At 56.4% G+C, this 23,293-nt stretch carries 25 protein-coding genes; 17 read left to right on the top strand and 8 right to left on the bottom strand.

From position 1 onward, the window contains the following. Nucleotides 1-12: 12 nt before the first annotated feature. From BV390_RS16095 to coaD, 4 genes are all read left to right on the top strand, one after another. On the top strand, nucleotides 13-1,002 hold the full coding sequence (locus BV390_RS16095) for a glycosyltransferase (RefSeq protein WP_032697011.1): 990 nt from the start codon (nucleotides 13-15) through the stop codon (nucleotides 1,000-1,002). Nucleotides 1,003-1,093: 91 nt separating this feature from the next. Beyond that, nucleotides 1,094-2,368 carry a lipid IV(A) 3-deoxy-D-manno-octulosonic acid transferase gene (gene waaA / locus BV390_RS16090; RefSeq protein WP_032690266.1) on the top strand — a complete coding sequence of 425 codons (1,275 nt, stop codon included), beginning with the start codon at nucleotides 1,094-1,096 and terminating at the stop codon, nucleotides 2,366-2,368. Continuing rightward, nucleotides 2,368-3,138, top strand: a complete 771-nt coding sequence (locus tag BV390_RS16085; RefSeq protein WP_032690265.1) for a glycosyltransferase family 2 protein — start codon at nucleotides 2,368-2,370, stop codon at nucleotides 3,136-3,138. Before waaA ends, BV390_RS16085 begins: the two co-directional genes overlap by 1 nt. A gap of 2 nt (nucleotides 3,139-3,140) precedes the next feature. Next, nucleotides 3,141-3,635 (top strand): pantetheine-phosphate adenylyltransferase, encoded by a 495-nt coding sequence (gene coaD, locus BV390_RS16080; RefSeq protein WP_032690264.1) that lies wholly within the window; start codon nucleotides 3,141-3,143, stop codon nucleotides 3,633-3,635. A gap of 93 nt (nucleotides 3,636-3,728) precedes the next feature. Here the strand turns inward: coaD and mutM are convergent, their stop codons facing one another. The 4 genes from mutM to radC form a co-directional block, all read right to left on the bottom strand. Then, entirely contained in the window at nucleotides 3,729-4,538 is an 810-nt protein-coding gene (gene mutM / locus BV390_RS16075) for a bifunctional DNA-formamidopyrimidine glycosylase/DNA-(apurinic or apyrimidinic site) lyase (protein WP_032697013.1), read from the bottom strand. Between the two features lie 146 nt (nucleotides 4,539-4,684). After that, nucleotides 4,685-4,852 carry a 50S ribosomal protein L33 gene (gene rpmG, locus BV390_RS16070; RefSeq protein WP_003024094.1) on the bottom strand — a complete coding sequence of 56 codons (168 nt, stop codon included), beginning with the start codon at nucleotides 4,850-4,852 and terminating at the stop codon, nucleotides 4,685-4,687. Nucleotides 4,853-4,872: 20 nt separating this feature from the next. After that, the gene (gene rpmB, locus BV390_RS16065; RefSeq protein ID WP_002436699.1) at nucleotides 4,873-5,109 is read right to left on the bottom strand and encodes a 50S ribosomal protein L28; all 237 of its coding nucleotides are present in this window, start codon (nucleotides 5,107-5,109) and stop codon (nucleotides 4,873-4,875) included. A gap of 216 nt (nucleotides 5,110-5,325) precedes the next feature. Further along, a complete protein-coding gene (gene radC / locus BV390_RS16060) occupies nucleotides 5,326-5,991 on the bottom strand; it encodes a RadC family protein (RefSeq protein WP_032690262.1) in 666 nt (221 codons plus the stop codon). 174 nt (nucleotides 5,992-6,165) lie between these two features. Here radC and coaBC point away from each other — a divergent pair, with 174 nt between their 5' ends. From coaBC to slmA, 3 genes are all read left to right on the top strand, one after another. Continuing rightward, nucleotides 6,166-7,377: a bifunctional phosphopantothenoylcysteine decarboxylase/phosphopantothenate--cysteine ligase CoaBC gene (gene coaBC / locus BV390_RS16055; RefSeq protein ID WP_072000064.1), complete on the top strand. Its 1,212-nt coding sequence runs from the start codon at nucleotides 6,166-6,168 to the stop codon at nucleotides 7,375-7,377. Beyond that, nucleotides 7,355-7,813, top strand: a complete 459-nt coding sequence (gene dut / locus BV390_RS16050; protein WP_004868951.1) for a dUTP diphosphatase — start codon at nucleotides 7,355-7,357, stop codon at nucleotides 7,811-7,813. The genes coaBC and dut overlap by 23 nt, the downstream gene beginning before the upstream one ends. 125 nt (nucleotides 7,814-7,938) lie before the next feature. Then, complete coding sequence (slmA, locus tag BV390_RS16045) at nucleotides 7,939-8,535, top strand: nucleoid occlusion factor SlmA (protein ID WP_032690260.1); 597 nt, start codon at nucleotides 7,939-7,941, stop codon at nucleotides 8,533-8,535. A gap of 39 nt (nucleotides 8,536-8,574) precedes the next feature. Here the strand turns inward: slmA and pyrE are convergent, their stop codons facing one another. Then, entirely contained in the window at nucleotides 8,575-9,216 is a 642-nt protein-coding gene (gene pyrE, locus BV390_RS16040) for an orotate phosphoribosyltransferase (protein WP_004868953.1), read from the bottom strand. A 175-nt stretch (nucleotides 9,217-9,391) separates the two neighbouring features. Beyond that, a complete protein-coding gene (gene rph / locus BV390_RS16035) occupies nucleotides 9,392-10,108 on the bottom strand; it encodes a ribonuclease PH (RefSeq protein WP_032690259.1) in 717 nt (238 codons plus the stop codon). A 239-nt stretch (nucleotides 10,109-10,347) separates the two neighbouring features. On the opposite strand from rph, the gene BV390_RS16030 reads away from it, so the two are divergent. Continuing rightward, on the top strand, nucleotides 10,348-11,211 hold the full coding sequence (locus BV390_RS16030; RefSeq protein WP_032690258.1) for a YicC/YloC family endoribonuclease: 864 nt from the start codon (nucleotides 10,348-10,350) through the stop codon (nucleotides 11,209-11,211). 207 nt (nucleotides 11,212-11,418) lie between these two features. Next, complete coding sequence (locus tag BV390_RS16025) at nucleotides 11,419-12,036, top strand: trimeric intracellular cation channel family protein (RefSeq protein ID WP_004868959.1); 618 nt, start codon at nucleotides 11,419-11,421, stop codon at nucleotides 12,034-12,036. 5 nt (nucleotides 12,037-12,041) lie between these two features. Here the strand turns inward: BV390_RS16025 and ligB are convergent, their stop codons facing one another. Then, nucleotides 12,042-13,721, bottom strand: coding sequence for an NAD-dependent DNA ligase LigB (gene ligB / locus BV390_RS16020; protein WP_085397103.1), 1,680 nt, complete (start codon nucleotides 13,719-13,721; stop codon nucleotides 12,042-12,044). A gap of 256 nt (nucleotides 13,722-13,977) precedes the next feature. Between ligB and gmk the strand changes: the two genes are divergently transcribed. The 7 genes from gmk to fpr all read left to right on the top strand — a co-directional run bounded on the left by gmk (nucleotide 13,978) and on the right by fpr (nucleotide 22,098). Beyond that, a complete protein-coding gene (gene gmk / locus BV390_RS16015; protein WP_032690256.1) occupies nucleotides 13,978-14,601 on the top strand; it encodes a guanylate kinase in 624 nt (207 codons plus the stop codon). Nucleotides 14,602-14,655: 54 nt separating this feature from the next. Continuing rightward, on the top strand, nucleotides 14,656-14,931 hold the full coding sequence (rpoZ, locus tag BV390_RS16010) for a DNA-directed RNA polymerase subunit omega (RefSeq protein ID WP_004868966.1): 276 nt from the start codon (nucleotides 14,656-14,658) through the stop codon (nucleotides 14,929-14,931). Between the two features lie 18 nt (nucleotides 14,932-14,949). Then, entirely contained in the window at nucleotides 14,950-17,070 is a 2,121-nt protein-coding gene (gene spoT / locus BV390_RS16005) for a bifunctional GTP diphosphokinase/guanosine-3',5'-bis pyrophosphate 3'-pyrophosphohydrolase (RefSeq protein WP_032690255.1), read from the top strand. A gap of 165 nt (nucleotides 17,071-17,235) precedes the next feature. After that, nucleotides 17,236-17,997 (top strand): tRNA (guanosine(18)-2'-O)-methyltransferase TrmH, encoded by a 762-nt coding sequence (gene trmH / locus BV390_RS16000; RefSeq protein WP_032690254.1) that lies wholly within the window; start codon nucleotides 17,236-17,238, stop codon nucleotides 17,995-17,997. Next, a complete protein-coding gene (recG, locus tag BV390_RS15995; protein ID WP_085397102.1) occupies nucleotides 17,998-20,079 on the top strand; it encodes an ATP-dependent DNA helicase RecG in 2,082 nt (693 codons plus the stop codon). Between the two features lie 67 nt (nucleotides 20,080-20,146). After that, on the top strand, nucleotides 20,147-21,157 hold the full coding sequence (gene glpX / locus BV390_RS15990) for a class II fructose-bisphosphatase (protein ID WP_004868975.1): 1,011 nt from the start codon (nucleotides 20,147-20,149) through the stop codon (nucleotides 21,155-21,157). A gap of 194 nt (nucleotides 21,158-21,351) precedes the next feature. After that, nucleotides 21,352-22,098: a ferredoxin--NADP(+) reductase gene (fpr, locus tag BV390_RS15985; protein ID WP_032690252.1), complete on the top strand. Its 747-nt coding sequence runs from the start codon at nucleotides 21,352-21,354 to the stop codon at nucleotides 22,096-22,098. Here the strand turns inward: fpr and BV390_RS15980 are convergent, their stop codons facing one another. After that, nucleotides 22,099-22,527: a DUF805 domain-containing protein gene (locus BV390_RS15980; protein WP_032690251.1), complete on the bottom strand. Its 429-nt coding sequence runs from the start codon at nucleotides 22,525-22,527 to the stop codon at nucleotides 22,099-22,101. It abuts the gene before it with no gap. 112 nt (nucleotides 22,528-22,639) lie between these two features. Between BV390_RS15980 and BV390_RS15975 the strand changes: the two genes are divergently transcribed. Next, complete coding sequence (locus BV390_RS15975; RefSeq protein ID WP_032690250.1) at nucleotides 22,640-23,239, top strand: DUF1454 family protein; 600 nt, start codon at nucleotides 22,640-22,642, stop codon at nucleotides 23,237-23,239. The last annotated feature ends 54 nt before the right edge of the window (nucleotides 23,240-23,293 follow it).

The following is a 23,293-nucleotide window of genomic DNA, read 5'->3' as shown; positions in this document are numbered from 1 at the left end:
ATCGAATGATTTATGAGTCAAACGCCTTTACTGAGCATTGTGGCTGCCGTTTATAACGGCGAAAAATTCCTTGCGCAATTCTTTGAGTGCATTGAGCAACAGCAGCTGGAAAGCTATGAGCTGATCCTGGTCAACGACGGTTCGACGGACGGTAGCCTGGCGGTTATCGATGAATGGAAAGCACGCTTACCCCATATTATCGTGCTGGAACAGGAAAACCAGGGCGTCTCGGTTGCGCGTAATACCGGCCTGGCTGTGGCAAGCGGCAAGTACCTGGCCTTCCCGGATATTGACGATAAGCTTTATCCTGGAATGTACCGCACGCTGCTGGAGATGGCCGAAAAGGGCCGCCTTGATGTCGCCACCTGTAACGGCCGCTACGTTTACGAAACCCGAAAAGATATCCACCCGATTCTTCCACCGGACCGTCTGCCGTCGACCGGTATCCTGCCAGGCCACGTCTGGCTTAAACAGGCGTTGGATTCGCGCAAGTTCCTGCACGTGACCTGGCTGAACATCTATCGCCGCGAATTTATCATGCAGCACAAGTTCCACTTCGAGCCCGGATTACGTCATCAGGACATTCCATGGACCACCGAAGCGCTGCTGGCGGCTGAACGCGTGCAGTACACCAGCGAACAGTTCTACGATTACTATATTCACTCGGAATCGGTATCGCACAAACCGGACAACGACGACACGCTGATGCGCTCGGCGCGCCACTACATGAAAATTCTGGAGATGCTGGAAGCCATCAACCAACGCTATCCTGATAAGGTGCGTCATATTTCCGCCTGCCGCTGGCAAATCGCCAAAGAGGGGCTGGGAATTATTCATACCTTTGATAGCATGAAAGATGAGTCAAAAAAGCATATTATCATTAAAGAATTCTTTGACCGCGGCATCTGGCGTCTGATCTGGAAAAATGCGCGTACCTTCCGTTTACGCTGGCGCCTTGGCCGACGCTACCTGCGCATTAAACGCTATCGCGACGCGGCCTGACTCTGAATCCCGTTGTTTCCGCCAAAGAGATAGCTTTACGCGGGCTAAATGCTTAGAATTTGCCCGCTAAAACATAAATCGGATAAATCGCTTGGAATTGCTTTATACCACCCTACTCTATCTTATTCAGCCGCTGGTATGGCTGCGACTGCTGCTGCGCAGCCGTAAGGCCCCTGCCTACCGAAAGCGCTGGGCTGAACGTTATGGCTTCTGTCAGAACAAGGTAGCGCCGGATGGGATTCTGCTGCATTCCGTTTCCGTGGGTGAGACGCTTGCTGCTATCCCGCTCGTGCGCGCGCTGCGCCACCGCTACCCCTCGCTGCCTATCACCGTCACCACCATGACGCCGACCGGCTCAGAACGCGCCATGTCCGCCTTCGGCAAAGATGTTCACCATGTCTATCTGCCTTACGATTTGCCCTGCGCCATGAACCGCTTTCTCAACACGGTGCAACCGAAGCTGGTTATCGTGATGGAAACCGAGCTGTGGCCGAATATGGTCGCCGCGCTGCACAAACGTAAAATCCCGCTGGTCATCGCTAACGCCCGTTTGTCGGAGCGTTCCGCCAAAGGCTACGCGAAACTTGGGAAATTTATGCGTCGGCTGCTCAGTCGCATCACGCTGATTGCGGCGCAGAATGAAGAAGACGGCAATCGCTTTCTGGCGCTGGGTCTGAAGCGCAACCAGCTGGCGGTTACCGGCAGCCTCAAATTTGATATTTCCGTGACGCCAGAGCTGGCGGCACGCGCGATTACTCTCCGCCGCCAGTGGGCGCCGCACCGCAAAGTCTGGATCGCCACCAGCACCCATGACGGTGAAGAACAAATTATCCTGCAGGCGCACAGGAAGCTGCTCGATACCTTCCCGGACCTGCTGTTGATTCTCGTCCCTCGTCACCCGGAGCGCTTCGCCGATGCACGAGAAATGGTGCAGAAAGCGGGGATGAGCTTCACGCTGCGCAGTACCGGCGAAATCCCGTCGAACAGCACCCAGGTGGTGATCGGCGATACCATGGGCGAGCTGATGCTGCTGTACGGCATTGCCGACCTCGCCTTCGTCGGCGGCAGTCTGGTCGAGCGCGGCGGTCACAACCCGCTGGAGCCGGCGGCACACGCCATCCCGGTACTGATGGGCCCGCACACCTTCAACTTCAAAGATATTTGCGCCAAGTTGCAGCAGGACGATGGCCTGATTACGGTCACCGACGTCAGTTCGCTGGTCACCCAGGTCGCCAATCTGCTCACCGATGAAGACTATCGTCTGTGGTACGGCCGTCACGCGGTGGAAGTGTTGCATCAAAACCAGGGTGCGCTCTCGCGTCTGCTACATTTACTGCAACCCTATCTGCCGCAGCGGAGCCACTAATGTCGACCCGACTGTCCGTCGTGATGATCGCCAAAAATGCGGCGGATCTGCTGGCTGATTGTCTGGCCTCGGTAGACTGGGCCGATGAAATCGTGCTGCTGGACTCTGGCAGTAGCGATAACACCGTCGAACTGGCCCGCAGCCTCGGTGCAACGGTCTACATCAACAGCGACTGGCAAGGCTACGGTATTCAGCGTCAGCGCGCCCAGGACTACGCGACCGGCGACTATGTGCTGATGATTGATACCGATGAGCGCGTGACGCCGGAGCTGGCCAGCTCGCTTCGCCGCGTACTGGAGGCGCCCCAAAGCGGCGCCGTCTACAGCATCGCCCGGCGTAACTATTTCCTTGGCCGCTTTATGCGCCATAGCGGCTGGTATCCCGACCGCGTCATGCGTTTGTACGAACGCAGCCGTTTCCGCTATAACAATAATCTGGTGCACGAATCGCTCGATGCCAAAGGCGCGCAGGTTATCGAGCTGCCGGGCGATTTACTGCATCTGACCTGCCGCGACTTCTCCGGCTTCCAGCAAAAGCAGCTGGCCTATGCCTCAGCCTGGGCACGGGAGCGTCACCAGAAGGGGAAGAAAACCTCTCTGGCGAGCATCTTCGGCCATACGCTGGGAGCTTTTGTGAAAACGCTGCTGCTGCGCGGCGGCGTGCTGGATGGTAAACAGGGCTGGCTACTCGCCGTGGTCAATGCGCAGTATACGTTTAATAAATACACCGAGCTGTGGGCGCTGAGCCGCGGCTATTCAGAGAAAGTGTAATTATGAGCACAAAAGCGATCTATCCGGGCACCTTCGACCCCATTACTAACGGGCATATCGATATCGTCACGCGTGCCGCCAGCATGTTTGACAAGGTGCTGCTGGCCATTGCCGCCAGCCCGAGCAAAAAACCGATGTTCACGCTCGACGAGCGTATTGCGCTGGCGGAGCAGGCAACGGCGCATCTGGTCAACGTCGAGGTGGTTGGTTTCAGCGATCTGATGGCGAATTTTGCCCGCGCGCAGCAGGCGAATATCCTCATTCGCGGTTTACGCGCGGTAGCGGATTTCGAATATGAGATGCAGCTGGCACATATGAACCGCCACCTGATGCCGACCCTGGAAAGCGTCTTCCTGATGCCCTGCAAAGAGTGGTCGTTTATCTCTTCATCGCTGGTGAAGGAAGTGGCCCGCCACCAGGGCGATGTTTCCCACTTCCTGCCGGCCAACGTACACCAGGCGCTGCTGAAAAAGCTGTCATCTTGCGCCGCAGAATGATGCCCGGCACCCGTCCGGGCTACCCGCCAGCAATCGCGTAGACTCGTAGCCCGCTCAGCGAAGCGTCACCGGGATGGTGGCAACATCAGCACCTTACTTCTGGCACTGGCGGCAATAAAATGTTGCCCGCTGAGCATGTTTGCTGGCCGTAATCGGCGTACCACAAACGCGACAAAGTTCGCCCTTGCGGCCATAAACCTGCAGCTCCTGAGCGAAGTAGCCCGGCTTGCCATCACTTTGCAGGAAATCCTTCAGCGTCGTGCCCCCCTGCTCAATCGAGCGTAGCAGCACCGCTTTAATCACTTTTACCAGCCGTTCGCACTCTTCGCGCGACAGCGAAGACGCCAGCCGATCGGGATGGATCCCGGCCGAAAACAGCGATTCGCTGGCGTAGATATTGCCTACCCCGACCACCAGCTTGTTATCCATCAGCCAGGGCTTAATGGCGGTTTTCTTTTTCGCGCACTTGTGCTGCAAATAGTCGGCATTAAAATCATCGCTTAAGGGCTCTGGGCCAAGATGCGCCAACGCAGGATGTCCTTCCAGCGTGCGGGTCCACAGCCAGGCGCCAAAGCGGCGCGGGTCGGTGTAGCGCAGGACCTTGCCATTACTCATCACCAGGTCAACGTGATCGTGCTTTTCTGCGGGCAGCTCTTCACTCAGAATCCGCAGACTTCCCGACATCCCAAGGTGGATAATAATCCAGCCGCCGGGAAGCTCGAGCAGCAGATATTTGGCACGCCGCTGCACGCTCAGCACCGGTATGTCGCTCAACCGATAGATTTCTTCACTGACCGGCCAGCGCAGACGTCCGTTGCGAATAACAGCATGCAGAATGGTCGCGCCCACCAGGTATGGTTCGATGCCACGCCGGCTGGTTTCTACCTCAGGTAATTCAGGCATTCGTTTTCCTCCGTTAACCCAGAGTATTGTGATGCAGCAACAGACGGTAGGGAAGTAAATTCCCGGCAGGGTTTATCCGACGGTGTCTGCCGGACAAAAACAAAAAACCCCGCCGGGGCGGGGTTTTCTTTACAAGGAAACTAAAATTATTTGATTTTAGCTTCTTTGTATAAAACGTGCTGACGGACAACTGGATCGAATTTTTTCAGTTCCAGTTTTTCCGGCTTAGTACGTTTGTTCTTCGTGGTGGTATAGAAGTGACCAGTACCAGCAGAAGAAACCAGCTTGATTTTCTCACGAATACCTTTAGCCATGATTTATTTCCTCTTAGTACTTAGTACTTTTCGCCACGGGCACGCAGTTCAGACAGAACTGTATCGATGCCTTTCTTATCAATAACACGCATACCTTTAGCAGATACACGCAGGGTGACAAAACGCTTTTCGCTCTCAACCCAGAAACGGTGAGAGTGCAGGTTCGGCAGGAAACGGCGTTTGGTCGCGTTCAGTGCGTGGGAACGGTTGTTACCGGTCACCGGACGCTTGCCAGTAACTTGGCAGACTCGGGACATGTCTATTCTCCAAAAATCAAATTAGCTCGAGCTTCGTATGGGGTATCGGCGCCTCGTCAGGCTTTACAGCCCGGTCATCGCAGTTCTAAGTGAACCATCGATTGCCAGGCCCAAATGCCAAACCCGAGATTCTCAAAGGTGGCGTAGTATACGCTGACTCGGCGATGTGCTCAAGTCCCGAACAGACAAAGATCCCGCTGGATCGCGTGATCGGGGCTAAATCCAGCCGCGTTCGGCAAAAGATACGTACGCACCGCGGCCGATTACGAGATGATCGAGTACTCGTATATCCATGAAACCACAACACTTTACCACACGTTCGGTCATCAGTCTGTCGGCCTTACTCGGCTCGGGACTACCGGACGGATGATTATGTGCAAGGATCACCGCAGCGGCGTTCACTTTGATGGCTTCGCGTACAATTTCTCGCGGATGCACCTCTACGTGGCTAAGAGTACCAGAAAAAAGCCGGCTATGTTTCAATACCCGGTTCTGATTATCTAAAAAGATCACGATGAAGATCTCCCGCTCTTCATCAGAGAGATGGCTTTGCAAAAACTCCAGCGTCATCATCGGCGTGACCAGAGAAGGCTCTTCAACCAGCCGCAGGCTAAAATAACGCCGCGCCAGCTCGGCCACCCCTTTTAGCTGGGCATATTTCGCCAGGCCAATCCCGTCTACCGTCTCAAACTGTGCTTTATTCGCTGACAGCAGACCATACAGCGAACCAAAACGCTGTAGCAGGTCATGCGAGTACGTCATGACATCTTTATCCCGCGTTCCGGTGCGTAAAAACAGCGCCAGCAGCTCAACGTCCGACAACGTTTCAATGCCGTAAAGCCACATTTTTTCCCGTGGCATCAGGGGTTCCGGTGTATCCATAGGGCCTCTCCTTTCTCGTGCCCCCCATCCTGGCACAGCCCGACGGTGCTGCCGACTACCGCATGTACCTCTTGCGCAGCGCCTCGCAAAGTGAATTCCTGGCAGTCACGCGACGGCGACCGGATTGTGGTAATATGCGCGGATTCTGGTGTACTGCAACAGGAAAGAATCATGATGAGTCTGGCTGGTAAAAAGATCGTTCTTGGCGTGAGCGGCGGCATTGCTGCCTATAAAACGCCGGAACTGGTGCGCCGCCTGCGTGACCGTGGCGCGGATGTGCGTGTTGCCATGACGGAAGCCGCCAAAGCCTTCATTACGCCACTGAGCCTGCAGGCGGTGTCTGGCTATCCGGTCTCCGATAGTCTGCTCGATCCGGCCGCGGAAGCTGCGATGGGTCACATAGAGCTGGGCAAGTGGGCGGACCTGGTTATCCTCGCCCCGGCAACCGCCGATCTGATTGCCCGCGTCGCGGCCGGTATGGCCAACGATCTGGTTTCCACTATCTGCCTCGCGACCCCTTCTCCGGTTGCCGTTGTCCCGGCGATGAATCAGCAAATGTACCGCGCAGCGGCTACGCAGCATAACCTTGAGGTGCTTGCCTCACGCGGCTTACTGCTCTGGGGCCCAGACAGCGGTAGCCAGGCCTGTGGCGACATTGGCCCTGGCCGCATGCTGGATCCGATGACGATTGTTGATTTAGCCGCCGCGCATTTTTCGCCTGTCAAAGATTTGCAACATCTCAACATCATGATTACCGCGGGCCCCACGCGTGAACCGCTGGATCCGGTGCGTTATATTACTAACCACAGCTCCGGCAAGATGGGGTTTGCCATTGCCGCCGCTGCCGCAAGCCGCGGGGCGAACGTCACGCTGGTGAGCGGGCCGGTTGCATTACCGACGCCGCCGTTTGTCCAGCGAATCGATGTAACGACCGCGCTGGAAATGGAAGCGGCGGTCCAGCAAAGCGCTCAGCAGCAGCAGATTTTTATTGGTTGTGCCGCCGTAGCCGACTATCGTGCCGTCGCCATCGCTGAAGAAAAAATTAAAAAGCAAGGTGATGAACTCACCCTCAAAATGGTCAAAAATCCGGATATTGTTGCCGGGGTGGCAGCACTCACGGCTAATCGGCCTTTTGTCGTAGGGTTTGCCGCCGAAACGAATAATGTGGAAGAATACGCGAGGCAAAAACGCGCGCGCAAAAATCTCGACCTGATTTGCGCTAACGATGTTTCTCAGCCTGATCAAGGATTTAACAGCGACAGCAACGCATTACACCTTTTCTGGCAGGATGGAGATAAGCGCTTACCACTTGAGCGTAAAGAACTCCTTGGCCAATTATTACTCGACGAGATCGTGACCCGTTATGATGAAAAAAATCGACGTTAAGATTCTGGACCCGCGCGTTGGCCAGCAATTTCCGCTGCCGACCTATGCCACCTCCGGCTCCGCCGGACTTGACCTGCGAGCCTGTCTCGACGACGCCGTAGAGCTGGCGCCGGGTGCAACCACGCTGTTGCCGACCGGTCTGGCTATTCATATCGCCGATCCGTCTCTGGCGGCGGTGATTCTACCGCGCTCCGGGCTGGGTCATAAGCACGGCGTGGTTCTGGGCAACCTGGTTGGTCTTATCGACTCCGACTACCAGGGGCAGCTGATGGTTTCCGTCTGGAACCGCGGCCAGCAGAGCTTTACGATTGAACCTGGCGAGCGCATCGCTCAAATGGTCTTTGTACCCGTCGTACAGGCGGAATTTAACCTGGTGGAAGATTTTGACGCCACCGAACGTGGCGAAGGTGGCTTTGGTCACTCAGGGCGCGCATAAGCCCGACCACATCGAATCCGCATCCCAAAGTGCACTAATGCAATAACATCACCGCAAACGACCGTTTGCGGTCACTTTGTGGATGCCTGCCTGACAAGTGCTTATTTTCAGGGGTATTTTAAAACATGGCAGAAAAACAAACTGCGAAAAGGAATCGTCGCGAAGAAATACTTCAGTCTCTGGCCCTGATGCTTGAATCCAGCGATGGTAGCCAACGCATTACCACAGCGAAACTGGCGGCGTCTGTCGGCGTGTCCGAAGCGGCATTGTACCGCCATTTCCCCAGTAAAACCCGCATGTTCGATAGCCTGATCGAGTTTATCGAAGACAGTCTGATTACGCGCATCAATTTGATTTTAAAAGATGAAAAAGACACATCAGCGCGCCTGCGTCTGATTGTGCTGCTGATTCTTGGGTTTGGTGAGCGTAATCCTGGGCTGACGCGCATTCTGACCGGCCATGCGCTGATGTTCGAACAGGATCGTCTCCAGGGGCGGATTAACCAGCTGTTTGAGCGTATCGAGGTTCAGCTGCGCCAGGTCATGCGTGAGAAGAAAATGCGTGAAGGTGAAGGCTACACCATCGATGAGGCGCTACTGGCCAGCCAGCTACTGGCATTTTGCGAAGGCATGCTGTCGCGTTTTGTGCGCAGCGAGTTTAAATATCGTCCGACGGATGATTTTGACGCCCGCTGGCCGCTGGTCGCCGCACAGCTGCGGTAGCAGAAATCCCGGAGGCATATCGCCTCCGGGGCTTTTGACTTATACGCCAAACTCTTCGCGGTAAGCACGTACCGTCGCCAGATGCTCAGCCATCTCCGGCTTCTCTTCCAGATAGGCAATCAGGTCTTTCAGAGTAACGATAGAAATCACTTTGCAGCCGTAGTCACGCTCGACCTCCTGAATCGCCGAGATTTCGCCGCGACCGCGTTCCTGACGGTCCAGAGAGATCAGCACGCCGGCCAGTTCCGCGCCGTGCGCCTGGATAATTTCCATCGACTCGCGAATCGCGGTGCCTGCGGTAATCACATCGTCAACCAGCATGACGCGTCCCTGCAGGGGACTGCCGACCAGGTTGCCCCCTTCACCGTGGGTTTTTGCTTCTTTGCGGTTAAAGCAGTAAGGCAAATCCAGGTCATGGTGCTCCGCCAGCGCAACCGCGGTAGTCGTCGCGATAGGAATCCCTTTATAAGCCGGCCCAAACAGCAGATCGAAATCAATTCCGGAATCGACCAGCGCTTCGGCGTAGAAACGGCCTAACAGTGCCAGATCGCGCCCGGTATTAAACAGGCCGGCGTTGAAGAAATAGGGGCTCTTACGCCCGGATTTCAGCGTAAATTCGCCAAACTTAAGTACCTGCTTGTTAAGCGCAAACTCAATAAACTGGCGCTGATACGGTTTCATGGATTCGCTCCTCATCTTACTTTTCATCATTTAGGTTTACGCCAAATACTTCACGCGTCATCAGGCGGCACAGATACGTCGATAACGCTGTGAGCTGGTCGCGTGTGGCAACCGAGAAAGACCGCATGAAGGATAAAACGTAAAAAAAAGGGCGGCTCATCAGCCGCCCTTAAAATTAATTTTCTAACGCCGCTTTCTGCGTCGCGACAATGGATTCGATACCCCCGCGGGCCAGCGCCAGCAAGGTGAGTAGCTCTTCGTGGGTAAACGGCTCGCCTTCCGCGGTGCCCTGTACCTCAATGATGCGACCATCTTCGGTCATCACCACGTTCATATCGGTTTCCGCCGCTGAATCCTCGACATATTCCAGATCGCAAAGCGCTTCGCCATTGACGATACCGACAGAAACCGCCGCCACCATCCCTTTCATCGGGTTGGTTTTCAGTTTACCCGCCGCGACCAGCTTATTCAGCGCATCGGCCAGTGCCACACAGGCGCCGGTAATCGATGCGGTACGAGTGCCGCCGTCTGCCTGCAGAACGTCGCAATCAAGGGTAATGGTGAATTCGCCAAGCGCTTTCAGGTCTACCGCCGCGCGCAGGGCACGGGCAATCAGACGCTGGATTTCCATGGTACGGCCGCCCTGTTTCCCTTTCGCGGCTTCACGCGCGTTACGGGTATGCGTTGCACGCGGCAGCATGCCATATTCCGCCGTGATCCAACCCTGGCCCTGACCTTTCAGGAAGCGCGGCACGCCTTCATCGATCGATGCGGTGCACAACACTTTGGTGTCACCAAATTCGACCAGCACGGAGCCTTCTGCGTGTATTGTATAGTTACGGGTCAGGGTGACGGGACGCACCTGATTAGCGCTACGACCTGCTGGACGCATAATGATCTCTCCGGCTTGAAACGAATGTGGCGCGCATTATACACAAAATCATGCGGGATGCATGAGGTGACGCGCCCCTGACAGCATAGATAACTGGCGCTCAGGGCGGAGCGATGCCGCCAACAGAGGGGCTGTCAGAAGGATAACGTGTATATACGGATAATGCTCGCTTATTCCTATCCTGATAAGGCCCTGAAAGCTATAATCCACCTCACTCTCCTTTAAAAACAGGAACGTCTATGATCCGCAGTATGACCGCCTATGCCCGGCGTGAAATCAAGGGTGAATGGGGCAGCGCCGCATGGGAACTGCGCTCGGTAAACCAACGATATCTGGAAACTTATTTCCGTCTGCCGGAGCAGTTCCGTAGCCTGGAGCCTGTCGTGCGCGAGCGTATTCGTTCTCGCCTGACCCGTGGCAAAGTTGAATGTACCTTGCGTTTTGAGCAGGATCCCAGCGCCCAGGGCGAGCTGATTCTCAACGAAAACCTGGCAAAACAGCTGGTCAATGCCGCCAACTGGGTCAAGATGCAGAGCGACGAAGGCGAAATCAACCCGGTTGATATTCTGCGCTGGCCTGGAGTCATGGCCGCTCAGGAACAAGATCTCGATGCGATTGCCGCCGATATTCTGTCGGCCCTGAACGGCGCGCTGGATGATTTTATCGTTGCCCGCGAGACCGAAGGTCAGGCGCTGAAAGCGCTTATTGAGCAACGTCTGGAAGGCGTCACCGCTGAGGTCGCCAAAGTGCGCGCTCATATGCCGGAAATCTTACAGTGGCAGCGCGAACGCCTGGTGGCCAAACTGGAAGATGCGGAAGTACAGCTGGAAAACAACCGTCTCGAACAAGAGCTGGTGCTAATGGCACAGCGTATCGACGTCGCCGAAGAGCTGGATCGTCTGGAAGCGCACGTAAAAGAGACCTGGAACATCCTGAAGAAGAAAGAAGCCGTTGGCCGCCGTCTTGACTTTATGATGCAGGAATTTAACCGCGAGTCGAACACGCTGGCATCAAAATCCATTAATGCCGAAGTGACCAATTCCGCCATCGAACTGAAAGTCCTGATCGAGCAAATGCGCGAGCAGATCCAGAACATCGAGTAATCTCTTTTGCTGGCTCGTCTTGTTGCGAGCCAGCATTACTTTTACTTATCTTTTTTTCTCATCCTTCGATCAACATCCCACTGCAATACTGCTCATGAAATATCTCTCACATTAGTTTTTCCTGGTGTAAATGCTTCACCTTAGAAAATCTCAATCGTGATCTTACGCACAAATCGCTAATCTGCCCGACATCATTGTGGGGGATTTATGCTGCTTCATATTCTGTATTTAATCGGTATTACCGCGGAAGCGATGACCGGCGCTCTGGCCGCCGGTCGCCGCCGGATGGACACTTTTGGCGTCATCATCATTGCTACCGCCACCGCACTGGGCGGCGGCTCAGTCCGGGATATCCTGCTGGGCCACTACCCGCTGGGCTGGGTAAAACATCCGGAATACGTCATTATCGTCGCCGTCGCGGCAGTGTTAACGACCATTGCTGCGCCGGTCATGCCCCATCTGCGCCGCCTGTTTCTGGTCCTCGATGCCCTGGGCCTGGTGGTATTCTCGATTATCGGCGCGCAAATCGCGCTGGATATGGGAGAAGGACCGGTGATCGCCTCTATTGCCGCAGTGATTACCGGCGTATTTGGCGGCGTACTGCGGGACATGTTCTGCAAGCGCATCCCGCTGGTTTTCCAGAAAGAGCTGTATGCCGGCATCTCTTTTGCGGCAGCTATCCTCTATATTGCCCTGCAGCATTACGTCAGCAGCCACGACGTCGTGGTGATCTCCACCTTGCTGTTTGGCTTTACCGCTCGCATGCTGGCGCTGCGCTGGAAGCTGGGGCTGCCCGTCTTCCACTACAACCATAACGCCCACTGATCTCCTCAAAACCCGGGAATATGTTGCCCGCTGAGCCACTGCGCCAGCGCGGCAACATCCGGGTGCTGGAGAAAGGCAACCAGCTGTCTCGCTCTCTCTGCCCCCATGCCCGGTAGACGCTGCCACTGTTCTTCAGAACGTTCCCGTAGCTGCTGCCAGTTTTCCCTCGCCAGACCGGCAAGCGCCACCCGGGGTATCGGTACGCCCATCGCCTGGACCCAGCGCAGAAAGGGCTGTTCGCGCGCCAGATTAAACTGGTGCCAAAGCCGCTGCCCGCGCCCGGCGGTTATCCCTGGAATCCCCTGCAGCTGCGCTGGCGTCAATGTCAGCCACGAGAACAGATGCTCCAGCGGGCGCGCATGTTGCACCGTGCGCCACACTGATTCACCCACGCCATCAAGATTCAGAATCGGTTTTGACGACAGCCAGATAAGCCTTGCGAGAAACTGCGCGTCACACCCCGGCGTGGTGAAATAGCAGGTCAATGGGGTAAACCGTTCCGGGGGTGGCTGCGGCTTCGTACGCTGCGCCGATCGCCATACGACGCTGTCGAGACGCGGAATGCCCTGGCCCGCCAGACTGATTTGTAGCTGATCGCCGGGACCAATATCCAGGCGCTTCCAACGGGAAAGTGACCCGATACTGACTTGCTTAACCCGTTTGTCATCCAGGTACTGCGGCTCCAGCAGCGCGACGACGGAAATTTTGCCGCTGCGCCCGACCCGAAAGTGAATGCCGCGTACTTCCATTAACCGCGACGCCGGCGGATACTTCCACGCAACGATCCACTCACCCTGCCCTGGCGCCCACAATCGCCCGGCGGGTTCGTGGCCGCGACGCACGACCACGCCATCGGTAGCAAAAGGCAGAGGCGAGGTTAACCAGCGCTCTCGCCACCGTACCACCTGCTGAGCATCCGTAACGGGCTGCGTAAAAGATGCGCTATGGAGAAATCCGCTCTTGCGCAACAGGGCCAGACGCTGGAGCATATCCTGAGGACCATCTGGCCATGCCCAGATAAAGATCCCCAGCTCCGCGAGCTGCGCCGAGCTATCAAGGCGCATCAGAGTACCGGCCACTTTCGCCCGGGCATTCATTCCCCCCATCTGCTTCTGCACATGTCCGTCACGCTGCAGGAAAAGCTCTCCCTGCAGCACGCTGTTCGCCAGCTCGCCCTCCGTCACCTTCGGCACGGCTGGAATCTGCCGCACCCTGGCGGTCCACTCCTCCCCGGATCGACCATCGCCACGGCTAATGGCCTGTGCCAGCCGCCCGTGGCGATACACCAGCGTCACGGCGACACCGTCCACCTTCGGCTGCACCCAGAGATCCGTTTTATCGCGCATCCACCGCGCGACATCCGATTGATCGGCCAGTTTACGCACGCCGGTATGGGCAACCGGATGCCCGACCTCTCCGGTTGTGGGCGGCACATCAGCGTTATCCGCGGGCGACACCAGAGAAAAACAACGCCGCCACTGCATGAGTCGCGCCGAAAGCTGGTCGTATATCTCATCACTGACCCCACTGCTTCCCTGTCGCCAGTATGCATTGTTCCAGGCCGTCACCTGCTGGTTCAGACGATGTACCTCCTGCCGGGCCTGCGCCTGCGGCCATTCAGGGCAGGCAGTCTGCCCGTATCCAGCCACCGCCCACGCGCCAATCATCCAGATCCATTTATGCATGACTCCACCTCCTGTTTACCGGCGAACATTCTGCAGGAGAGCGGTTTTATGCGGCGACGAGGGATTTATCACGCTGCGATCGGACATCCAGACTTTGTTTGTCTTCTGTGTAATACACGGCGAAATCAGGGAAACGGCTGGCAAAATGAAAGAAACAGAAGCAAAAAGTGTGACAGGGACTGCGTCACGGTGCGGCGCCGTGTATAATAGGCTCGTATGTAGTATCTCTTTCGACAATCACATACAAAAGACTCTCATGGCTCAAGGCACGCTTTATATTGTTTCCGCCCCAAGTGGCGCGGGTAAATCCAGCCTGATTCAGGCTTTATTGAAAACCCAACCGCTGTACGACACCCAGGTCTCTGTTTCACATACCACGCGCGCGCCGCGTCCGGGTGAAGTGCACGGCGAACACTATTTCTTTGTTAATCACGACGATTTCAGAGCGATGATTAGCAGAGACGCATTTCTTGAGCACGCGGAAGTTTTTGGCAACTATTACGGCACCTCGCGCGAAACCATCGAGCAGGTACTGGCAACCGGCGTCGATGTCTTCCTGGATATCGACTGGCAGGGTGCTCAGCAAATCCGTCAAAAAATGCCTGGCGCGCGCAGCATCTTTATTCTGCCGCCGTCAAAAGATGAGCTTGACCGTCGCCTGCGTGGTCGCGGCCAGGACAGCGAAGAGGTGATCGCAAAACGTATGGCTCAGGCTGTTGCAGAAATGAGTCATTACGCGGAATATGATTACCTTATTGTGAATGATGATTTTGATACCGCGCTGAGCGATCTGAAAAACATTATTCGCGCCGAACGTCTGCGCATGAGCCGCCAAAAGCAGCGACATGGCGCTTTAATCACCAAACTGTTGGCAGACTGAACCCACATTCAGTATCATGCCCAGTCATTTCTTCATCTGTGGAGCATTTTAAGTATGGCACGCGTAACTGTTCAGGACGCTGTAGAGAAAATTGGTAACCGTTTTGACCTGGTACTGGTCGCCGCGCGTCGCGCTCGTCAGATGCAGGTTGGCGGAAAAGATCCGCTGGTACCGGAAGAAAACGATAAAACTACCGTAATTGCGCTGCGCGAAATCGAAGAAGGTCTGATCAACAACCAGATCCTCGACGTCCGCGATCGTCAAGAACAGCAAGAGCAGGAAGCCGCTGAATTACAAGCCGTTACCGCTATTGCCGAAGGTCGTCGTTAATCACGCAGTGGGTAGCCCTTGTATCTGTTTGAAAGCCTGAATCAGCTGATTCAAAATTACCTGCCGGAAGAGCAAATCAAGCGTCTTCGGCAGGCATATCTCGTTGCACGTGACGCTCACGAGGGCCAGACACGTTCAAGCGGTGAACCCTATATCACGCACCCGGTAGCGGTAGCCTGCATTCTGGCCGAGATGAAGCTCGACTATGAAACGCTGATGGCTGCGCTACTGCATGATGTGATTGAAGATACCCCTGCCACCTACCAGGATATGGAGCAGCTCTTTGGCAAAAGCGTTGCTGAGCTGGTAGAGGGGGTATCGAAACTTGATAAGCTCAAGTTCCGCGATAAGAAAGAGGCGCAGGCCGAAAACTTTCGCAAAATGATTATGGCGATGGTGCAGGACATCCGCGTCATCCTGATCAAACTTGCCGACCGCACGCACAACATGCGCACCCTGGGCTCACTCCGCCCGGATAAACGCCGCCGCATTGCCCGCGAAACGCTGGAGATCTACAGCCCGCTGGCCCACCGTTTAGGTATCCACCACATCAAAACCGAGCTCGAAGAGCTGGGCTTTGAAGCGCTGTATCCCAACCGCTATCGCGTCATCAAAGAAGTCGTCAAAGCGGCGCGCGGCAACCGTAAAGAGATGATTCAAAAGATCCTCTCTGAAATCGAAGGGCGTTTACAGGAAGCGGGAATCCCCTGTCGCGTCAGCGGTCGCGAGAAGCATCTGTACTCCATCTACTGCAAAATGGTGCTGAAAGAGCAGCGTTTTCACTCGATTATGGATATCTACGCCTTCCGCGTGATTGTGCATGATTCTGACACCTGCTACCGCGTGCTTGGCCAGATGCATAGCCTTTATAAGCCTCGTCCTGGCCGGATGAAAGATTACATCGCCATTCCCAAGGCGAACGGCTATCAATCTTTGCACACCTCGATGATCGGCCCTCACGGCGTCCCGGTTGAAGTACAAATTCGTACCGAAGACATGGATCAGATGGCAGAAATGGGGGTTGCGGCGCACTGGGCATATAAAGAGCACGGCGGCGAAAGCAGCACCACCGCACAAATCCGCGCGCAGCGCTGGATGCAGAGCCTGCTGGAGCTGCAGCAAAGCGCAGGCAGTTCGTTTGAATTTATCGAGAGCGTCAAATCCGATCTGTTCCCGGATGAGATTTACGTTTTCACCCCGGAAGGGCGTATTGTCGAACTCCCCGCTGGCGCCACGCCGGTGGATTTCGCCTACGCGGTGCATACCGATATCGGCCATGCCTGCGTTGGCGCACGCGTCGACCGCCAGCCATATCCATTGTCCCAGTCGCTCTCCAGCGGCCAGACGGTGGAAATTATCACCGCACCGGGCGCACGTCCGAATGCCGCGTGGCTGAATTTTGTCGTCAGCTCAAAAGCGCGCGCCAAAATTCGCCAGCTGTTGAAAAACCTTAAGCGCGATGACTCCGTCAGTCTGGGCCGCCGTCTGCTCAACCATGCCCTGGGCGGCAGCCGTAAACTGGCTGAAATCCCGCAGGAGAGCATTCAGCGCGAACTGGAACGCATGAAGCTGGCCAGCCTTGACGATCTGCTGGCGGAAATTGGCCTCGGCAACGCGATGAGCGTCGTGGTAGCCAAAAACCTGCAACAGGGCGAGACCGTCACCGCACCGGCGCAGGGCGCCTCTTCAGGCCACGGTCATCTGCCGATTAAAGGCGCTGACGGCGTGCTGATTACCTTTGCGAAGTGCTGCCGTCCGATTCCCGGCGACCCGATTATCGCCCACGTCAGCCCCGGCAAAGGCCTGGTCATTCACCATGAGTCCTGCCGTAACATTCGTGGCTATCAGAAAGAGCCAGAGAAGTTTATGGCCGTCGAGTGGGATAAAGAGACCGCGCAGGAATTTATCACCGAAATTAAGGTGGATATGTTTAACCACCAGGGTGCACTGGCGAACCTCACTGCGGCCATTAACACCGCCTCTTCCAATATTCAGAGTCTGAATACCGAAGAAAAAGATGGTCGCGTGTACAGCGCGTTTATCCGCCTGACGGCGCGCGATCGCGTCCATCTGGCGAATATTATGCGCAAAATTCGCGTTATGCCGGATGTAATTAAAGTCACCCGTAACCGAAACTAACCTTGTGCGCAAAATCATTTGCGTTTTGCACCGTACCGATCCCGAAGGGCCGTGCAGTCAGCCGGATCGCGCGGCGAGCGAATGAATTACCCGGCCCGTACAGGAATACGTAGCCGGGGTAATGAGTACGGCTAACGCCGAGGCAATTTGAAGGATGAAGTGTTTATGAATCCACAGCGTTATGCGCGTATCTGCGAGATGCTCGCCAGGCGCCAGCCTGACCTGACGGTCTGCATGGAGCAGGTCCATAAACCTCATAACGTCTCTGCGGTGATTCGTACCGCAGACGCCGTTGGCGTGCATGAAGTCCACGCCATCTGGCCCAGTAGCCGCATGCGTACGATGGCCTCTGCCGCCGCCGGCAGCAATAGCTGGGTGCAGGTTAAAACCCACCGCTCGATTGACGATGCCGTCAGCCATTTAAAGGGCCAGGGCATGCAGATCCTGGCCACTCACCTCTCTGACAAAGCCGTCGATTTCCGCGAAATCGACTATACCCGCCCAACCTGCATCCTGATGGGTCAGGAAAAAACCGGCATTACCCAGCAAGCCCTGGCGCTGGCCGATCGGGACATCATCATTCCGATGACTGGCATGGTGCAGTCGTTGAATGTCTCCGTCGCCTCGGCTCTGATTCTGTATGAAGCCCAGCGCCAACGGCAAAATGCGGGGATGTATAAGCGTGAGAACAGCATGCTGCCGGAAGAAGAACAGCAGCGCCTGCTGTTTGAAGGCGGGTATCCGGTACTGGCCAGAGTGGCAAAACAAAAAGGTCTGCCTTACCCCTACGTGAATGCGCAGGGCGAAGTCGAAGCCGATGACGCGTGGTGGGCAACCATGCAGGCTTCTGGTTCCGCTCACAGCAGCACGCGGGACAACCGTGCCGGAGCAGGCCAGACAAGACGCAGTCTGAAGGATGAAGGGTAAATGGCCGGTCGCCTGTTAGATGCTGTCCCGCTCAATTCGCTCACCGGCGTTGGAGCGGCACAAAGCAACAAACTGGCGAAAATCGGCCTGCATACCGTGCAGGATCTCCTTCTGCACCTGCCGCTACGCTATGAAGACCGCACCCATCTTTACCAGATAGGCGAGCTGCTGCCGGGCGTTTACGCCACCGTTGAGGGTGAAGTTCTCAGTAGCAACATCACCTTCGGCGGCCGCCGAATGATGACCTGCCAGATCAGCGACGGTTCCGGTATTCTCACCATGCGCTTTTTCAACTTCAACGCCGCCATGAAAAACAGCCTGGCGACCGGCCGCCGCGTGCTGGCCTACGGAGAAGCCAAACGGGGAAAATACGGGGCGGAGATGATTCACCCGGAATATCGCGTGCAGGGTGACATGAGCACACCCGATCTACAGGAAACGCTGACGCCGGTTTACCCCACCACCGAAGGCATCAAGCAGGCGACGCTGCGCAAGCTCACCGATCAGGCGCTGGAATTACTGGCGACCTGCGCCATCGCCGAGCTGTTGCCGCCCGAACTGGCGCAGGGAATGATGAGCCTGCCGGAGGCGCTACGCACATTACACCGTCCGCCGCCGTCGCTGCAGCTCAGTGACCTGGAAAGCGGTAAGCATCCGGCGCAACAGCGCTTAATTCTGGAAGAACTGCTGGCGCATAACCTGAGCATGCTGGCGCTTCGCGCCGGCGCCCAGCGTTATCATGCCCTGGCGCTCAGCGCAAACGACACATTCAAAAACCAGCTGCTGGCCTCCCTGCCCTTTAAGCCAACCGGCGCACAACAGCGAGTCACCGCCGAAATTGAACGCGATATGGCGCTCGATGTGCCGATGATGCGTCTGGTACAGGGCGACGTCGGCTCTGGTAAAACGTTGGTTGCCGCCCTCGCAGCGCTGCGGGCGATCGCTCACGGCAAACAGGTAGCGCTGATGGCGCCAACCGAACTGCTGGCGGAACAACACGCCAATAACTTCCGCCAGTGGTTCGCGCCGCTGGGCATCGAAGTGGGCTGGCTGGCCGGCAAACAGAAAGGGAAAGCCCGCCAGGCACAGCAGGAGGCCATCGCCAGCGGCCAGGTACAGATGATCGTCGGCACCCACGCCATTTTTCAGGAACAGGTGCAGTTCAACGGTCTGGCGCTGGTGATTATTGATGAGCAGCACCGCTTCGGCGTCCACCAGCGTCTGGCGCTGTGGGAAAAAGGCCAGCAGCAGGGCTTCCATCCCCATCAGCTGATCATGACCGCCACCCCGATTCCACGAACCCTGGCGATGACCGCCTACGCCGATCTTGATACCTCAGTTATCGACGAATTGCCGCCGGGCCGAACGCCGGTCACCACGGTGGCCATCCCCGATACCCGTCGCCACGATATTATCGATAGGGTTCGCAACGCCTGTACTCAGGAAGGGCGTCAGGCCTACTGGGTCTGCACCCTGATCGAAGAGTCCGATCTGCTGGAAGCGCAGGCGGCAGAAGCGACATGGGAAGAGCTTAAGCTCGCGCTGCCGGAGCTGAATATCGGCCTCGTGCATGGCCGGATGAAACCGGCAGATAAACAGGCGGTTATGCAGGCCTTCAAGCAGGGCGAACTGCACCTGCTGATCGCCACCACGGTCATTGAGGTCGGGGTCGACGTACCGAATGCCAGCCTGATGATTATCGAGAACCCGGAACGTCTGGGGCTGGCGCAGTTGCACCAGCTCAGAGGACGCATCGGGCGCGGCGCGGTCGCTTCCCACTGCGTGCTACTCTATAAATCACCGCTGTCAAAAACGGCGCAGAAACGCCTGCAGGTTCTGCGCGACAGCAACGACGGTTTCGTTATTGCCCAGAAAGACCTGGAAATCCGCGGCCCCGGCGAGCTACTCGGTACCCGACAAACCGGCACCGCCGAGTTTAAAGTCGCCGATCTGCTGCGCGATCAGGCGATGATCCCGGACGTTCAGCGCATCGCTCGTCATATTCACGAACGTTATTCTCAGCAGGCCCAGGCGCTTATTGAACGCTGGATGCCGGAAACCGAACGCTATTCCAACGCCTAGCGTCCGCTCTGTCCCGCAGGGCCAGAGCAGGATGCTGCGCGCAATTTATCTTCACAACGAGTGGATTATGAAACGAGAACTGGCCATCGAATTTTCGCGTGTCACCGAGGCTGCCGCGCTGGCAGGCTATAAATGGCTGGGCCGCGGCGATAAAAATACCGCCGACGGCGCCGCCGTCAACGCCATGCGCATTATGCTCAACCTGATTAATATCGACGGCACCATCGTAATTGGCGAAGGTGAAATCGATGAAGCGCCGATGCTGTATATCGGTGAGAAGGTCGGCACCGGCAACGGTGATGCGGTGGATATCGCCGTTGACCCTATCGAAGGGACGCGCATGACGGCCATGGGCCAGGCCAATGCGCTGGCGGTGATGGCGGTCGGCGATAAAGGCTGCTTCCTGAACGCGCCGGACATGTACATGGAAAAACTGATTGTCGGTCCAGGGGCAAAAGGGGCGATTGACCTCAATCTGCCGCTGGCGGAGAACCTGCGTAATGTCGCAGCGGCGCTGAATAAACCGCTGGCCGAGCTGACCGTCACCATTCTGGCCAAACCGCGTCATGATGCGGTGATTGCCGAACTCCAGCAGTCGGGCGTTCGCGTCTTCGCCATTCCGGATGGCGATGTGGCAGCGTCGATTCTGACCTGCATGCCGGACAGCGAAGTAGACGTCCTGTATGGCATCGGCGGCGCCCCGGAAGGGGTGGTTTCCGCCGCGGTGATCCGCGCTCTGGATGGCGACATGCAGGGTCGCCTGCTGGCTCGTCACGATGTCAAAGGCGATACCGCAGAAAACCGTCGTATCGGCGAGAACGAGCTGGCGCGTTGCAAAGAGATGGGCATCGAAGCGGGCAAAGTGCTGCGCCTGGACGAAATGGCCCGTAGTGATAATGTGGTGTTCTCCGCAACCGGTATTACCAAAGGCGATCTGCTCGATGGCATTACCCGTAAGGGCAATATGGCCACCACCGAAACGCTGCTGATTCGCGGTAAATCCCGTACGATTCGCCGTATTCAGTCCATTCATTATCTCGACCGTAAAGACCCGGATATCCAGCTGCATATTCTGTAAACATCCGATCGCCCGTGCGGAATGCACGCTGGCGCCAGGCCCAGGGACGGGCCGAAAACGGATGCCGCCAACCCACAGGCAATTGAAGTATGACGGGAATATTTGATCAATAGAGCTTTTCGGCGCCGTCAGGCTGGAAATCTTTGCCGCGTGCAACGAAGATAAGGCAACGCTTTGCGCAACGGGAGAAGATGATGGCGGACTGGGTTAGCGGTAAAGTAAAAAAAATAGAGTTCTGGACCGATACGCTGTTCAGTTTGTACGTCCACGCGCCCGTTCACCCGTTTACCGCCGGGCAATTTACCAAGCTCGGACTGGAAATTGACGGTGAGCGCGTTCAGCGCGCCTATTCCTACGTTAACGCGCCGGGCAATCCCGATCTGGAATTCTATCTGGTCACCGTCCCGGACGGTAAGCTCAGTCCACGCCTTGCGGCGCTCAAACCGGGCGATGACGTTCAGCTGGTCAGCGAAGCCGCGGGATTCTTCGTTCTGGAAGAGGTGCCTGACTGCGAAACCTTATGGATGCTGGCGACCGGCACCGCGCTCGGCCCGTATCTGTCAATTCTGCAGGAAGGTAAAGACCTTGAGCGCTTCAAAAACCTGGTGCTGGTCCATGCCGTGCGCTATGAGGCCGATTTAAGCTACCTGCCGCTAATGCGCGAATTAGAACAGCGCTATGGCGGAAAGCTGCGGATTCAGACCGTCGTGAGCCGTGAAACCGCCGCCGGTTCGCTGACCGGACGGATTCCGTTTCTTATCGACACCGGCGCCCTGGAAGAGGCCGTTGGCCTGCCGATGAACGTCGATACCAGCCACGTGATGCTGTGTGGAAACCCGCAGATGGTGCGTGATACCCAGCAGCTGTTGAAAGAAACCCGGCAGATGACCAAACATTTACGCCGCCGGCCGGGCCACATGACCGCCGAGCAATACTGGTAATCAGGGCTCCGCCTTCCAGCGAACATCCTGCGTATCTTTACCAAATTTATTCTCGCCCTGGGTGCCGACAAATGCGCCCAGGTCGATGAACATCATGACGATAATCAGCGTCGGCACAAACCGCCCGACAACCCATTGCCAGACGCCCGGCAGCACCGACCAGTTCCCCGCCAGCAGCATCCACGCCAGAATCATCAGCAGCGCCCAGAGCCCCGATTTACCGCGATCGTGCAGGCGTTTGATCGTCACCGCCGCCGTCGGCCACAGCAGGCACACCAGGATAAACGCGGCGGTCTGCACATTGAGCAAATGGGTGCCGGCCAGGGTAAAGAGCGCGCTCATGGCAAGAACCCAGATGGCCATCCAGATCCAGAAATCACGGCGCCCGATACGCCCCTTAATTGAGAACATCCACTGCTGTAGGGTCATGTTTTATTCCTTATCATCATCATTCGCGTAGTTTACCCTGAAGCCGTCACTTTTTGACAAGCGCGACGGTTCCCGTTTTAATCGTCTGCAGGCAAAAAAAGGAAAGACCGGCATGAAGACGTGGATGACTGTATGTTTTATTGGGCTGACGGCCATATCCGTCGGCCCGAAGGCGTTGTCCGCGGTGCCCGAATCCTCCGCCACCGCCCCTTATCTGCTGGCGGGCGCCCCTACCTTTGATATGTCTATCAGCGACTTTCGGGAAAAATTCAATGCGCAGAATCCGAAGCTGCAGCTGAATGAATTTCGCGCCATTGCCTCCAGCCGCGACAGGGAAAATCTGACCCGTGCGGCGAGCAAAATTAATGAAAATCTCTACGCCTCCACGGCGCTGGAGCGCGGTACTCTGAAAATAAAATCGATGCAGGTGACCTGGCTACCTATTCAGGGGCCCGAGCAGAAAGCGGCGAAGGCCAAAGCGCAGGAGTATATGAGCGCCGTGTTACGCATATTCGCGCCCACCTTAAGCGTGGCTCAGAGCCAGCAAAAACTGCAGAAAATGCTCGCCGCCGGCAAGGGAAAACGTTACTTCGCTGAAACGGAAGGTGCGATACGTTATGTTGTCGCAGACAACGGTGAAAAAGGACTGACCTTCGCTGTTGAACCGATTAAGCTGGCGCTATCTGAAACGCTGGAGAGCAATAATAAATGACAAAAAGCAAAGCCTTTCCAACGATGAATCTCTATACTGTTTGACAGACCATGC

Origin of the sequence: Klebsiella sp. YJ (assembly GCF_002108615.1) — a bacterium.
In the GTDB taxonomy this organism is placed as follows: domain Bacteria; phylum Pseudomonadota; class Gammaproteobacteria; order Enterobacterales; family Enterobacteriaceae; genus Klebsiella; species Klebsiella planticola.
Note: the sequence above shows the minus strand (reverse complement) of the source record. Positions and strands in the feature narration are given on the sequence as shown.

What these genes read in the sequence shown, in the direction of transcription:
- BV390_RS16095 (WP_032697011.1), top strand. Translation starts at nt 13, where the DNA reads ATGAGTCAAACGCCTTTACTGAGCATTGTGGCTGCCGTTTATAACGGC.
- BV390_RS16085 (WP_032690265.1), top strand. Translation starts at nt 2,368, where the DNA reads ATGTCGACCCGACTGTCCGTCGTGATGATCGCCAAAAATGCGGCGGAT.
- coaD (WP_032690264.1), top strand. Translation starts at nt 3,141, where the DNA reads ATGAGCACAAAAGCGATCTATCCGGGCACCTTCGACCCCATTACTAAC.
- mutM (WP_032697013.1), bottom strand. Translation starts at nt 4,538, where the DNA reads ATGCCTGAATTACCTGAGGTAGAAACCAGCCGGCGTGGCATCGAACCA.
- rpmG (WP_003024094.1), bottom strand. Translation starts at nt 4,852, where the DNA reads ATGGCTAAAGGTATTCGTGAGAAAATCAAGCTGGTTTCTTCTGCTGGT.
- rpmB (WP_002436699.1), bottom strand. Translation starts at nt 5,109, where the DNA reads ATGTCCCGAGTCTGCCAAGTTACTGGCAAGCGTCCGGTGACCGGTAAC.
- radC (WP_032690262.1), bottom strand. Translation starts at nt 5,991, where the DNA reads ATGGATACACCGGAACCCCTGATGCCACGGGAAAAAATGTGGCTTTAC.
- coaBC (WP_072000064.1), top strand. Translation starts at nt 6,166, where the DNA reads ATGAGTCTGGCTGGTAAAAAGATCGTTCTTGGCGTGAGCGGCGGCATT.
- dut (WP_004868951.1), top strand. Translation starts at nt 7,355, where the DNA reads ATGATGAAAAAAATCGACGTTAAGATTCTGGACCCGCGCGTTGGCCAG.
- slmA (WP_032690260.1), top strand. Translation starts at nt 7,939, where the DNA reads ATGGCAGAAAAACAAACTGCGAAAAGGAATCGTCGCGAAGAAATACTT.
- pyrE (WP_004868953.1), bottom strand. Translation starts at nt 9,216, where the DNA reads ATGAAACCGTATCAGCGCCAGTTTATTGAGTTTGCGCTTAACAAGCAG.
- rph (WP_032690259.1), bottom strand. Translation starts at nt 10,108, where the DNA reads ATGCGTCCAGCAGGTCGTAGCGCTAATCAGGTGCGTCCCGTCACCCTG.
- BV390_RS16030 (WP_032690258.1), top strand. Translation starts at nt 10,348, where the DNA reads ATGATCCGCAGTATGACCGCCTATGCCCGGCGTGAAATCAAGGGTGAA.
- BV390_RS16025 (WP_004868959.1), top strand. Translation starts at nt 11,419, where the DNA reads ATGCTGCTTCATATTCTGTATTTAATCGGTATTACCGCGGAAGCGATG.
- ligB (WP_085397103.1), bottom strand. Translation starts at nt 13,721, where the DNA reads ATGCATAAATGGATCTGGATGATTGGCGCGTGGGCGGTGGCTGGATAC.
- gmk (WP_032690256.1), top strand. Translation starts at nt 13,978, where the DNA reads ATGGCTCAAGGCACGCTTTATATTGTTTCCGCCCCAAGTGGCGCGGGT.
- rpoZ (WP_004868966.1), top strand. Translation starts at nt 14,656, where the DNA reads ATGGCACGCGTAACTGTTCAGGACGCTGTAGAGAAAATTGGTAACCGT.
- trmH (WP_032690254.1), top strand. Translation starts at nt 17,236, where the DNA reads ATGAATCCACAGCGTTATGCGCGTATCTGCGAGATGCTCGCCAGGCGC.
- recG (WP_085397102.1), top strand. Translation starts at nt 17,998, where the DNA reads ATGGCCGGTCGCCTGTTAGATGCTGTCCCGCTCAATTCGCTCACCGGC.
- glpX (WP_004868975.1), top strand. Translation starts at nt 20,147, where the DNA reads ATGAAACGAGAACTGGCCATCGAATTTTCGCGTGTCACCGAGGCTGCC.
- fpr (WP_032690252.1), top strand. Translation starts at nt 21,352, where the DNA reads ATGGCGGACTGGGTTAGCGGTAAAGTAAAAAAAATAGAGTTCTGGACC.
- BV390_RS15980 (WP_032690251.1), bottom strand. Translation starts at nt 22,527, where the DNA reads ATGACCCTACAGCAGTGGATGTTCTCAATTAAGGGGCGTATCGGGCGC.
- BV390_RS15975 (WP_032690250.1), top strand. Translation starts at nt 22,640, where the DNA reads ATGAAGACGTGGATGACTGTATGTTTTATTGGGCTGACGGCCATATCC.